Genomic DNA, 13,470 nt, shown 5'->3' with positions numbered 1-13,470 from the left:
GGGAGACATTTCCTGACGTTTTTAAAGCTGAGCAGATAGGGATATATGAAAAGAAATTATTATATGTGCGTCTGTGTGGTGTGTGCGTGGTAAATCCCGTAGTTTATCTGTCAGTAATTTAAAGAACTGTTCTGGAAATCAGCTTGTTTATAAACTTCCTCTCCCCGTGGTGTGTGCTAAATCATGAGGTTATACGAAAAAAAGAAAGGGGAGGTTACCTGTTTTATCTATTTTTTTTGAAAATAATTTATTTTTTTTCGAATTTTCTTTTGAATCCGTTTAATCAATTGATTATCAAATTCTTTTTAAAAGAGACTTTTTATGTTGTCAGTGAGATAATTTTTTATTCCGGTTGCATAAGGAATATTTTGTGTGGTTTTATCTTTTATGATTATTGTGTGCGGAGATTGTCTTCATTCTTGATAATGAGGTGATGATAGAATAAACAGGATGGATAAAAAAGGGAAGGAATGTGAAGTTTTTGTTAAGAGATGAAAAAAGCCTATGTTTTTAAAGATTAACTCTTTTATAATATTTAACTTTGCAATACGATTTTTTAAGGTGTGACCAAAAAAATGAATCATTTTTATTGGATAAATGGTAAATCATTAATCAAAACAAATCATTTCAATGAAGAGAATGTGTATTAAAATTGTGCTAATGATGGTGCCTGTGTTTTTTATGGCATTGGCAACCATGTCGCAGGGAGTCGTAAAAGGGAAAGTGGTCGACTCTGAGACGAAAGAAGTACTGATTGGAGCTACAGTTATGGTGGAAGGCACTACGAATGGAGTAGCGGCTGATGCCAATGGTGAATTTTCTATTTCGGTAAAATCGAAAAATGTAGCTTTGATATTCAGGTGTGTGGGATATAATGAATTGAGGAGAGTGCTGGCAGTGACCAAAAATCTGAATTTGGGGCAAATTGCCATGCAGGCGGCTTCGGTGGGATTGGATGAGGTGAAAGTGTCTGCTTCGTATGTGACGACGGACCGCAGTACTCCGGTGTCTTATTCCAGCATTGAGCCTGAGATTCTGGAAAATAAACTGGGAAATCAGGAATTTCCGGTGGTATTGAAGTCGACACCTTCCATCTATGTTACCAAGACGGGCGGTGGATTTGGAGATTCGCGTGTGGCTTTGCGTGGTTTTGATACGGATAATATCGGTGTTTTGATTAATGGTGTGCCGGTCAACGGAATGGAGAACGGCAAGGTATATTGGTCCAACTGGTCCGGTTTGTCGGATGTGACCAAGTATATGCAGGTACAACGGGGTTTGGGAGCTTCCAAATTGGGGCTTTCTTCTGTAGGAGGTACTATTAACATTATTACCCAGACGACGGATGCCCGTTTGGGCGGTTCCGTTTATTACGGTTTGGGAAATGACGGTTACGAAAAATTAGCTGTAAACTTTTCTACCGGTCTGATGAAAAACGGCTGGGCTTTGTCTTTGTCCGGTTCCCGCACGGAAGGAAACGGTTATTTCCGGGGCGGTAATTTCCTGGGATGGAACTATTTTGTAAATCTTTCGAAGAAAATCAATGACCGTCACCGGTTGTCCTTTACGGCTTTCGGTGCTCCGCAAAAACACAATCAGAGAGGAAACAAACAATTGATACAGGATTATCGGGACCATAAAGACGGTATCCGGATGAATACCAGTTACGGCTATATTAACGGGGTACTGACTCCTACAGGATATGGTTATAATGAGTATCATAAGCCTCAGATTTCTTTAAATCATTTCTGGACAATCAACGATCACTCCAATTTATCTACGGCTGTGTATTTTTCTAAATCTACCGGTGGAGGAAAAAGAGTTTACGGTGATGATAAGAATAAATTGCAATGGGATTACAGTACCGGTAAGCCTTTTGCAGAAACTTGCCTGACTCCGGATGGCCTGATTGATTTCGCTCCGGTGATGGAAGCCAACCGGAACAATATCAACGGTTCTTCTGTTGTCTTTACGATGGAAACCAATGCCCATGACTGGTATGGTATTTTGAGTACTTATACCAATAATGTCGGAAAGGATATTCATATTACTGCCGGTTTTGACGGCCGTTATTATAAGGGCTATCATTATGGTAAAATCACGGATTTGCTGGGCGGTAAATTCTTCATCGACAATAACCTGAAAAACAGAGAACCGAACCGGCAATTGGGCATCGGGGATAAAGTGAATTATTATAATCTGGGATATGTCATGTGGTTGGGGGGATTTGCCCAGGCTGAAATTGTGAAACCTCAGTATTCCGCTTTCGGTTCGGTTTCAGTTTCCGACCAGGCTTACCGGAGAGAAGATGAAGGAAAATACGGTGTTTACAATACCGATAAGAATAAGTTGCCGGTAAAAACCAGTTGGCAGCATTTTGTTCCGGTGAGCGTGAAAGCCGGTTTTAATTATAAGATGGGAGCTTTCCATAATGTTTTTGTGAATGCCGGTTATGTTACCAAGGCTCCTTTGATGAATAATATTTTCATCAAAAATTCCAATGAGGTGCAGAAAGACGCCAAATATGAAAAGATTGTAACGGCTGAAATCGGTTATGGTTTTTCTATGGAGATGTTTAATGCCAAATTGAACGGTTATTACACCAGATGGATGGATAAGAGCGTGACAAAGAGCATCGGTAACGAGACTGCAACCATTCCGGACATTGATGCCATCCACATGGGAATTGAATTGGAAGCGACCTTTAAACCTTGCGACCGTTTTGATTTGCGGGGAATGTTTTCTTTGGGCGACTGGCGTTGGGGAGATGATGTGGAATTCACCCTTTACAACGATAAGCAGGAGGCTTTAGGTACGTTTAATGCTTATATCAAGGATTTACACGTAGGAAATGCGGCTCAGACAACTGCTTCCCTTGCAGCCAACTGGGAGGCATTGCCTAAGTTTAATATCGGTTTGAGCTGGAACTATTTCGGACGGAATTTCGCTGATTTTGATCCCACAAAACGGAATAAAGCGACCGACCGCGACGATTCCTGGAAAATGCCGGATTATTCCACCTTAGATGCTAATGTAAGTTATAATTTCAAGATTAGCGGTGTGAGAGCGAAGTTCTATTGTAACATCAATAATATTTTCAATACGGAATATATTGCCGATGCTCAGGACGGTTCAACACACAATGAGCATACCGCTTTGGTGTATTTCGGTGATGGCATTACCTGGTCTACCGGTTTGAGAATAACATTTTAATGAGCTTAAATAAGAAGGATTATGAATAAAATTTATTTGATATTATTGGTATTGCTTGCTTTCTGTTCCTGTAATCCCATGGATGATGTTTACGACAATTTGGATAAGGTGCAGGAACCGTTGGGAAGTAAGATTGAATATACTCTGACGGATGCGGATTATGCGACGATTGGAGATATGGCCTTGAAAAGGGCAAACGCTACGGCTGCAGATACGGCTGCCGGAAAAGCCATTAAGGAGAAAAAGAATTTTTCCAATAGTGTGAAGATTGCCGATTACCTGCCTGATTTTCTGGCTTCGGTTTATCCCGGTTTGCAGGGAAATTCTTCGGTGATGGTGACTTATAATTTTTATGAAGGAGCCTTTGCCCGTTTGAACCAGCAGACGCTCAAGGCAACGGATTATCAGAAGGTGGGAGGTGATATCGGCGGTTACCTGGCTTTTAACGGCAGCGATAAACCCGACCGGAATAATATGACCAAGGCTTTGGATAAAGAAGCAGAGGACGGAGAGTTGCTGATGGTGACCTATAATGTGGCAGAAGATATTGCTGGAAAAACGCAGAATGTCTGGGATTTCACCCTGACGAAATACGATTACCAGATTATTTTTGCTGATGCCAAGGCCAATCATGCCCAGTATGTCAATGGTGAGGAAGAGTTTTGGTATGGAGTGAGCACGAAAAATAATAATTTCAATGTAAAGTTAGAGACCTGGCAAGGCAAACATGGGGCACAATTTACAGCAGATTCCATTAGTGCCCGTGTAGAAAAAGGGTTGATGTTTTTGCTGGCGGAGAAGTTTGGGAAAGATGCGGTTGTCGGTGTTATTTATAATGTGCATTACGGTACATACGGAAATAACAGATTTCCGACACAGATGGCTTTCGAATGTATCGAGGCCGGAGAAGCTCCTGTGTTTGAAAAAGCGGAAGATGTGAATGCTCCGGAAATGAGACAGGAAGTAGGGGTATACAGTTACAGTACGAAGTACAACAATTGGAGTCCTTATACGCAGGATGATATTTACATTTTGTCTGCAGCGGATTTTGATGAAATCGGAATTAGCGAAGGTGCCTTTTCGTCTGCTTACGCTGCTTCTGCCTATTTGCCCCAGTTGCTTCGGATGCGTTATTCGTTTGCTCAACCAGGAAAGCAGGTGAAGGTGGTTTATCGTTATGCCAATGACAGCAAGAAGCAGTACGAATACCGGGTGGATGAGTATACTTTCGGGCCGGAAGGATGGACCGCTTATAATCCGGTGGTGGTGAAAACCGACCAGTTTATCTACAATGGGAAGTGGATTTTCGACCCTACAGTGAACCATACTATGGTAAAGGCTGATTATGACATTCTGGTGCAGTGGGTAAAAGAAAATAAAAACGGTTATTTTGATGCGAAGTATAAGAATGCAGAGTATTGGTTTGGAGCCAGCACTTATAAAGATAATTTTGATGTTCGTCTGACTTCCCGTCGTCCCAACGACCCGGAAGGACTGCTGACCGGAAAAACGGATGATGAAGTGGCAGAGATTCTGGAAGAACAGATTCAGGCGGGAATAGTGCTGTTCCTGGAGACAGCATATAAAGATGCTTTGCCTCAGAAGGACGGAGTGGATATGTATTATAAGGTTACTTACCTGACTTATGACGGAAACAATCATACTTATGTGGTTACTTACAAGTGTGTAGATACCGGAAAGTTTGAGTTGTCCGAAGGTCCTGTGGAGCTGTAACCTTATTCGCCGGAAATGCAATGCCCCGAAGTGCTGTAAACTTCGGGGCATTTTTATTGGAGATTTTCAGCCGATTCACTTGAAAACAGAGTGGAGGCTGTTGTTGACGTCCGGGATGGGGTATGGACGGATTGATGGTTTGAAATCAGTGTCCCTCATAAAGGATGGGGTAGTCGGTTGCTTTGCCTTTTTTGAACCATTCTCCGGGAATTACTTTCCAATCGTGGCGGCATTGAGGGGTTAATATCTTTTTTTCTTTGATGTATTCGGAAATGTAGTAACGGACATCTTTGTCCCAGATTTTTATAATCCGGTTATTGATTTCCGCTTTAGTGAGGCCCATCCCTTGGGTGAGGTGACCGCCCCCGCCATTTCCCCGGTAGGAGTTGATGGCTACGGTATAGGTGCTGTCGGCATAAAACGGCCGCCCGTCCGAAAAGGAATGGATTTCTACCCGCTCCCCGGGAACTTTGCTGACGTCTACCGTATAGCGGATTCCTGCGGCACACGAATAGTTATAGTAGTCGGCCCACAGAATGTAATTGCCTTTGGTGTTTCGGACCGGTTGCCCCTGTTCGTCGGTTTTGAAACGCAACAGGTGGGACTGGGGAGAAGTCATGGTATTGTATTGCAGTGCATAGGCATATTCCAGGTATTTATCAATCTCCTCTCCGCTGAATCTCATAAGGTAAAGGCCGTTTTCGTATTTATACAGATTGAACATATCACGGATGGTGACCGGCCCTTTGCTGATGCTGGCATCTATTTGCAGGACAGTGCTGAAAGAAAGGTCCGCCCCGGTAGTGGAGAGTTGCACGTTGTGAATGAAATCGGTGAAGGCTGAAGGTCCGAACAGTCCCTCCCGGCCTGACATTTCTTCCGTAAATTCACCGAGGTGTGTGTCGATATATGTTTTCACTTCTTCCAGGGCGGGCGTGTATTGTTGTATGTACATCGGGTCCGGAGCCATCCGGGCCGGGTCGAGCAGTTCTGCTTCGTATGTTTTGGCATATTGTTTGCCTTGCCGGTTGAGGTGAACGGTGATTTTGCCTAAAGCCCTTCCGTGAGAACGGGGGTCGACAATTAATACGCGGTTTCCTGCATTGTTAATGATTTCTTCTGCTTTTTCCTGATGGTCATGGCCGGATATAATCAGGTCGAAGCCGTCTACTTGTTTGGCGACCAGCATTGTGGCATTTTCATTGAAAGGAGTATTTTCGTTTTCTCCGGCATAATTATAATTCCAGCCGGCATGGAAGAGGCCGATAAGGAGGTCGGGTTGTTCTTTCTTTTGAATGAGGGGAACCCATTTCCGGGCGGTTTCTATCATATCTGCAAATTCCAGCCTTTCCCAGAGATGGCGGGGCAACCATTTTGGAATTCCCGGGGTGATCATTCCCAATATAGCGATTTTAAGTCCCTGGCGGCGGATGACAGTATACGGTTCAAAGTAGGGCTCTCCGGTGTGTATGTTCAAGGCGTTGGCAGCGAGCCAGGGAAAACGGAATTCTTTTCTGACCTTATCGTATACGGCATGGCCTGTTTCGATGTCGTGATTGCCGACAGCAGCAGCGTCATATCCAAGGTCGTTGAGGATTCGGGCCACCAGGTTGGTTTGGGTGGTGTCTATGAAATTGAAATAATAGTTGGTCGGTTGTCCTTGAAGGAGGTCGCCGCCGTCCAGTAAAATATAATCTTCCAAACCGTTTTCCCTGACCTGACGGAGATAACCGGCAATTCCCGCCAGGCTCTGGCAGGTGGATTGTTCTTTTTTAAGGTCGTAGTTAAACAAACTGCCGTGTATATCGGTAGTACAGAAAATGGTCAATGTCGCTTTTTCCGGAGCGGAACAGGAACAAAAAAGGCAGACGGCCAGTGCTATTCCATACAGATGGGTCAAATGGATTTTCATGAAATTCTGAATTGTTTTCTTTGGATGCAAAAATAGGAGTTTCATTTATGTAAACTCTGATTTTGAATGAAAAAAAATAAAATGAAAAAAGTGTTTTCTTGATTTTTAAGGCTAAATTGCAGACCAAATTATTTTATTGTCAATACATGAACATTATGGGTGGTGTACTAAAGAAAATAGGATGGTTAGTTCCCGGATTGCTGATTGTTTCAATGGGGCAGGTCTTTGCACAACATGGTGGCGGAATACAGTCGGCCACTGATATAGAAAGTAACATTTCTTTTCAGTCGGTAGCCAGGGGATTGTTAGGAATCGCTTCATTACTGGCTATTGCCTGGGTGTTCAGTAAGGACCGGAAAGCTATTTCGTGGCGGGTGGTCGGTATCGGTCTGGGTATTCAGTTGCTGTTGGCTGTCGGAATCTTGTATGTACCTTTTGTTCAGGCTATTTTTGAATTCTTCGGTAAGATATTTATCCGAATCCTTGATTTTACAAGGGATGGAAGTGTTTTTCTGTTAGGCGACCTGATGGATACAACCAAAGCGGGTTATATTTTTGCTTTTCAGGTGCTGCCTACCATCATTTTTTTCTCTGCTTTGACTTCTTTGTTGTTTTATTTGGGAATCATTCAGAAAGTGGTGTTTGCTATGGCTTGGGTCATGACTAAATTGATGAATATTTCCGGTATGGAGTCTTTGTCGGTTGCCGGTAATATTTTTCTGGGACAAACGGAAGCTCCGTTAATGATAAAAGAATACCTTGACGATATGAGTCCTTCCGAAATCTTTTTGGTCATGACAGGAGGGATGGCTACTATTGCCGGCGGAGTGTTGGCGGCTTACATCAGTTTTCTGGGAGGAGAAGATCCGGTACAGCGTTTGATTTTTGCAAAACATCTGCTGGCAGCTTCAGTTATGGCGGCTCCCGGCGCTGTGGTGTTTGCCAAAATGCTGGTACCCCAGACCGGTAAAGTGAATAATAATATCCAGGTGCCGAAAAATAAAGTGGGGAAGAACATTCTGGATGCCATTTCCAATGGAGCTGCCGAAGGGGTGAAACTGGCAGTGAATGTGGCCGGAATGTTGTTGGTGTTTGTGGCTTTTATTGCCTTTGCCAATTATTTGTTCACTCAGTTCGGCAGTCTGACCGGAATAAATGAATGGGTGGCTTCAGTGACCGGCGGGCGCAGTCATGAACTGAACCTCCAGTTTATCCTCGGTTATGTGTTATCTCCCCTGATGTGGCTGATTGGTATCGCTCCTCAGGATATGGCTTATGCCGGAAGTTTATTGGGACAAAAAATCATTATGACTGAGTTTATCGGCTATGTGGATTTGGCTAACCTTAAAGCTGCAGGTGCTTTTGCTCAGAGCAAATCGGTTATTATGTGTACCTATTTTTTATGCGGATTTGCGAATTTTGCATCCATAGGCATTCAGATTGGAGGCATCGGGGGTATGACGTCTAAAAACAAACCTTTGCTGGCGGCTTTCGGTATGCGTGCGTTGTTGGCCGGGACGCTGGCTTCTTTACTTTCGGCGACCGTCGTGGGGATGATTATCGGGTAGACGGATGAAATGATTTTTTTATTTTGAATGTGGCCCAGAAACTGGGGAGGGTACAAATCATAATCCATATAAAGAAATCCCGGTAGCCGGTCAATTCCTGAATCCAGCCGGAAATCATACCGGGCAACATCATTCCTAAAGCCATAAGGCCTGTGCAGATGGCATAATGTGCCGTTTGATGCTTGCCGTTGCTAAATTGCATCATAAAAAAAGTGAGTGCCGTAAAACCGAATCCATAGCCTAACTGTTCCAGGACGACACAGCCGGAAATAACGGAAACATCGACGGGCCGGACGAAGGCAATGTATAGGTACACAGCATTCGGAATATTCATGGCTGCCGTCATGCCCCACAGGCAAGGGTTCAGGCCTTTGTGGCTCATAATGATTCCTCCTGCAATGCCGCCGACGGTGAGGGCTATCACACCCAGGGTGCCGTAAATGAAACCTACCTGCGCCGTGGAAAGGCCTAATCCTCCTGCTGTCGGAGAGTCAAGCAGAAACGGGGAAGCAATTTTTACCAATTGTGATTCGGCGAAACGGAACAGAAGGATGAAGAGCAGGGCTGCAGTAATCCCTTTTTTCCGGAAGAAGGCTTTGAATGTGTCTGCGAATTCTCGCAGAACGGCGGCAGGTCCCGGTTTCTGTGCAGGTAAGGCTGCGGTGTCAGATGCCGGTCGGGGAAGAAAAAAATGATGGTAGACGAAAAGCAAAGTAAACAGGACGGTCAGCAGACAGAACGTAACGCCCCAGGCCCGGGGGATTGCCTGCTCCTCGGAGTGTTGCAGAAGGTAGTGTTTTTCCAGATTTCCGGCAAGCATGACCAGAAGCCCCTGGCCGGCAATCACGGCCAACCGGTAGAACGTATTTCTGATCCCCACAAAGTAAGCCTGTTTTTTTTCATCCAGGGCCAGCATATAGAAGCCGTCGGCTGCGATGTCGTGGGTGGCGGAGCTGAATGCCAGCAGCCACATAAAAGCAAGACAATACCGGAAAGGAGAAGGCATTTCTATGGTGAGGGCTATGCCTCCCAAACCTGCACCGATGAGAATCTGCATGGTGATGATCCACCACCGTTTGGTTTTCAGGATATCCACCAGGGGACTCCACAGGGGCTTTATCACCCAGGGAAGGCTGAGGCCGCTGGTGTAGAGCGCGATGTCCATATTGGACATGCCAAGCCGTTTGAACAGGATGACAGCGACGTTTGCAACAATGACATACGGAACACCCTGGGCAAAGTAGAGGGAAGGAATCCATTTCCATGGGGAGTTTTTCATAAGCGGTTGTTTTTCAGTTTTCCCATATCTTTTCTATTTGGCTTCCTTTGAAGTAGTGATGCAGGATTTGACGGTAGGTGTAGCCCTGGGCTCCCATCACCGCAGCTCCGATTTGGCACAGCCCTACGCCGTGTCCCCAGCCGGCACCGTAAAAAGTAAACCGGTCCCTGTTTTTTTCAATGATGAAAGCGGAACTGTAAAGATGTGTTTCGGAAAAAGCTTTCCGGATAACCAATTCTTTGCCGATGGTCATCGTTTTCCGGCTACCGGCTATTTTTACCCGGATCAGGCGTCCCGAAGGACCTCGCTCTATGGGAATAATTTCATGAATAGTTCCGAAGTCGATGCCCAGTTTCCGATGGACCAGCTCGGAGAGCGTTTGGGTTGTGAAAGATTCTTTCCAGCGAAAAAAATGCCGGGTTTCCCGGTCATAGTCATTTAATACTTCCGTGAGGATATTTTGGTCGTCGGTATTGCAGAACGCCGGAGGCGTTGAGCGTATCCATTTTTCCGCTTCTTCTTCACGGCTCAGGTCTTGGCGGGGAAGTTCGTCGGGGCTGTCTGCTATGGAGGTGAGGTAAGGGTGTTCCACCGGTTCCCAGGTGTTTTCGAAACGTTCCGTGATTCCTCCGCAACATTTGGAAAAACGAGCATCACAGATTTTGCCATCATATACCAGTACTTCTCCGCAGGTGGAGTTTACAGCCTCTTGTACTTCGGGAGTATAAGCCTTTGTGATTCCCTGATAGCGCTGGCAATGGTCATCGGCACATACGTCAAAGTGCTGATGGTCTTCCCTGTCGTACCACCGGATGTATTCTTTACCGGTGTGGCTGCAGGACTGGGCTTTCCCCTGTATTTCCTTTGCTTTGGCTTTTTGTGCCAACAGCCAGCTACGGGAGATTACCGCGTGGGCTTTTAATAATTCCAGAGAGGAGGTGGCACTCATTTCCGAGGAAATGACACTGAGCAAGTAATCTTCTACGGATAAAATGTTGACGGCAGTCAGGTGTACTCCTTCGTCTATGATTTTTAACTGTCCTTTAAATCTTTGGTTTTCTTTTCTTTCCCAATGAAACTGTATTCCGATAACCACATCGGTAAGTTCAAAATCAGAGGAGTCGAAGTTCACAGGACGGAGGAGGAGGGGAAGTTTTACTTCTTCCTTGTTTTCCTGGCTTTTCAGAAAATATTTTCCCTCTGTTTTGGTGACAGTATAGGTTCCGGCCGGGTAAACCGTTCTGTTGTTTGTGGTAAAACATCCGTTCAGCCGGAAGCGGATGGTGGGAGAGAATAAAATGCCTACTTCAATGAGGGAGGTAACGGGTGTCATAAATCAGAGTGTTTTGATTTGAGTGATGATTTCCTGCCAGGCGGATGGTTGTGCGGTTATTTGTCCGAATAAATCCGACAGCAGGGGTATATTATACCGGCGGAAGTCTTCTTCCCGGGGGGTAATGATGAGGCCTGCCATGTCAACACAACCGGGGCTGAACATGATTTTTTCCTCTCCTTCGGCATAAAATTGCCGGGGACGGCGGGCACTGCGGGGGAAAATGCAGACGGTCCATTGGTCTTGGGCATACCAGCATAACAGGTTTATCATAGGCTCTTGCTGACATGGAATGTATTTTCCGATAATTTGCCGGATTTGCCCGAATAGTCCGGGCAGTAGCCGGCGTTCTCCGGTTTTGAGGATGAGCACCTTCCGAAGATATTCTTTTAGTGTGGAGATGGTATAAAACTCCTTCCGGCAAAGGGTGTCGGTCAGTTGTCTGTTTTCGGTATCTTCTTCCAACGGCATTATGTGCCGGGGGGCCATCTGGAAATGGAAATGGTCGGGTGCTGAAGCTCCGCATTCGGGACCGTTGTAAAAAATGGTATAGTCTTGAAAATCAAAGGCCAGATTCAGCATGTCCTCAAACCGGTTGTCGATTGCCTGAGGAGAATGAGTATTGGATGGGACTGTAAAATGTTTTTCGAAAATGGGATATGGGTTGATGAAAATATGATAATGCTCTCCGTAGGGGATGCCTTCCTGGCCGGGAGGCATGTGTTCTTTGCAGAGAAAGCAGGGACGTGCTTTCAAAGCCTCAGGGGCAACATTGGCGTTGGTGGAAATCATCCTGGCCGGATTGTATTGCAAAGCGATGTGAAAATCAAGGGCAGAGAGTTTCCGGTAGACAACCTGACCGAGTGCTTTAAAATTTTTTCGGGCCAGTTCGAAGTTCCGGAGTTGCTGTTGGTGAAGTTGTATGAGTTTGTCCTGTTTCATTTCCGAGATGGATTTCATGGGCCTGATAGTTCTGCTCTTTTAGTCTTGCCGGCCTATTCTGCCGGCGTTTTGTGAAATCCGTTGCCGGATTTCAAGGGTCCGGAGTTTGTCTTTATAGAAATTATAATTGTTCTGTTTATCCATATCTAAAGAAGCATCAGAGTTTTCCTCCCATCTTCTGCAGAGGTAAAGCGGCCGGAAGATTCTTCCGATGGTGTAATTGCGGGATAGCGCGAGGCCGACGGCATAGTCTTCGCCGTAACTGACATTGGGGAATTGTATTTTTCTTAACAAAGGCGTATAAAATGCCCTGGGAGCTCCCAGCCCGTTGATGCGTAATGCGTTGTTCGGTCCGTTTTCCGGGGTCCATTCGTGGTGGTCAATCAATCCGGGTGGGATTTCTTCCAGTTTGTAGTTTACCATTTGATAGCTGCCTATGACCATGGCACATTTTTGTTCGTAAAAGGTTGTAACGATGGAACTCAGTACTTCCGGGCTGTTGTAGAGGTCGTCGCTATCCAGCTGAACGGCGAACTTGCCGCATTGGGGATGGTTGATGGCCTCATTCCAGCATCCTCCGATTCCCAGTTCACGGCATTCGGGGACGAGGTGGAGCAAGGAGGGCGATTGGCGGCTCAGTTCTTTTAGGATTTGAGTGGTGCCATCGGTGGAATAGTTATCTACGACAATGACATTGTAGGGGAAATCCGTTTTCTGGGAGAGTGCCGACCTGACTGCGTCCGCAATAGTCCGGGCCCGGTTTTTTACAGGGATAATTATGCTGGCTTCTACAGGAAAAGTATTTTCATCCAGGTTTAATGTTTGGAAAGCAGGTGGTAACCAGGCTCCGATAGCTTTCAAATGGGCGGTACAGGCTTCTTCCATTTCGATTTGAACGGAGCGGTTGCGCGGGTCCACATAATCGAACTGTTTTTCTCCGGAGAGACGGTAGTCGTCTTCCTCTACTGCATATAAAAATTCGGGCAGATGAAAAATCCGGCCTTTTTGGGAAATCTTTAACCTTAAGTCGTAGAGGGCGGCATAATGATAATCCCGTTTCATGTTTTGCACTGCTTCAGAAAAAGCTGCTCTCCGGTAGAGCAGGAGAGGACCGAAATGAAAATCGTCCCTTACGCTTCCGGTTTGATATTCTATGGTGGGTTGGGGGAGGAGTTGTCCTTCCCTGATTTTGTAGTAATCAGAATAAATCAGGTCTGCCTGACTCATCTGTGCCGCTTGTATAAGCCGTTCGGCGGCTTGCGGTAAGAGACGGGCAGGTGTTTTTCCCAAATACAGCAGGATATATTCCGTTTGGGCTTCCGCAGCTATTTTGCGGAGAAGGGTGGTATCCGGCAGACGCTCTGAAATGGTCATGGAATGAAACGTGTCTGCCGGCAGAAAGTCTTTTTTCAGAAAAAAAGCATGAATCAGGCACATGTTTACTAATTTTAGTCCAAAACTATAAAAAATACGAAACAGAAACTAATTT

At 45.4% G+C, this 13,470-nt stretch carries 8 protein-coding genes; 3 read left to right on the top strand and 5 right to left on the bottom strand.

Annotated elements, in window-relative coordinates; translation table 11 throughout:
- Nucleotides 1–630: 630 nt before the first annotated feature.
- Both D1136_RS02295 and D1136_RS02290 read left to right on the top strand, forming a co-directional pair.
- Nucleotides 631–3,213: a TonB-dependent receptor gene (locus D1136_RS02295; protein WP_161876013.1), complete on the top strand. Its 2,583-nt coding sequence runs from the start codon at nt 631–633 to the stop codon at nt 3,211–3,213.
- 21 nt (nt 3,214–3,234) lie between these two features.
- Nucleotides 3,235–4,947 (top strand): hypothetical protein, encoded by a 1,713-nt coding sequence (locus tag D1136_RS02290; protein ID WP_161876012.1) that lies wholly within the window; start codon nt 3,235–3,237, stop codon nt 4,945–4,947.
- Nucleotides 4,948–5,092: 145 nt separating this feature from the next.
- On the opposite strand, the gene D1136_RS02285 is transcribed toward D1136_RS02290, so the two are convergent.
- Entirely contained in the window at nt 5,093–6,859 is a 1,767-nt protein-coding gene (locus D1136_RS02285) for a bifunctional UDP-sugar hydrolase/5'-nucleotidase (protein WP_161876011.1), read from the bottom strand.
- A 155-nt stretch (nt 6,860–7,014) separates the two neighbouring features.
- Here D1136_RS02285 and D1136_RS02280 point away from each other — a divergent pair, with 155 nt between their 5' ends.
- Nucleotides 7,015–8,427 carry a NupC/NupG family nucleoside CNT transporter gene (locus D1136_RS02280; protein ID WP_161876010.1) on the top strand — a complete coding sequence of 471 codons (1,413 nt, stop codon included), beginning with the start codon at nt 7,015–7,017 and terminating at the stop codon, nt 8,425–8,427.
- On the opposite strand, the gene D1136_RS02275 is transcribed toward D1136_RS02280, so the two are convergent.
- From D1136_RS02275 to D1136_RS02260, 4 genes are read right to left on the bottom strand one after another with little or no spacing between them, the layout of a single operon-like run.
- The gene (locus tag D1136_RS02275; protein ID WP_161876009.1) at nt 8,417–9,706 is read right to left on the bottom strand and encodes an MFS transporter; all 1,290 of its coding nucleotides are present in this window, start codon (nt 9,704–9,706) and stop codon (nt 8,417–8,419) included. The genes D1136_RS02280 and D1136_RS02275 overlap by 11 nt on opposite strands.
- Nucleotides 9,707–9,719: 13 nt before the next feature.
- Entirely contained in the window at nt 9,720–11,039 is a 1,320-nt protein-coding gene (locus D1136_RS02270) for a SpoIID/LytB domain-containing protein (protein ID WP_161876008.1), read from the bottom strand.
- A 3-nt stretch (nt 11,040–11,042) separates the two neighbouring features.
- Nucleotides 11,043–11,999, bottom strand: a complete 957-nt coding sequence (locus D1136_RS02265) for a DUF4922 domain-containing protein (RefSeq protein ID WP_237566957.1) — start codon at nt 11,997–11,999, stop codon at nt 11,043–11,045.
- Nucleotides 12,000–12,020: 21 nt separating this feature from the next.
- Nucleotides 12,021–13,418, bottom strand: coding sequence for a glycosyltransferase (locus D1136_RS02260; protein ID WP_161876007.1), 1,398 nt, complete (start codon nt 13,416–13,418; stop codon nt 12,021–12,023).
- Between the last annotated feature and the right edge of the window lie 52 nt (nt 13,419–13,470).

This window comes from Odoribacter sp. Z80, assembly GCF_009935865.1.
In the GTDB taxonomy this organism is placed as follows: Bacteria; Bacteroidota; Bacteroidia; order Bacteroidales; family Marinifilaceae; genus Odoribacter.
This window is presented reverse-complemented; position numbering and strand designations above follow the sequence as displayed.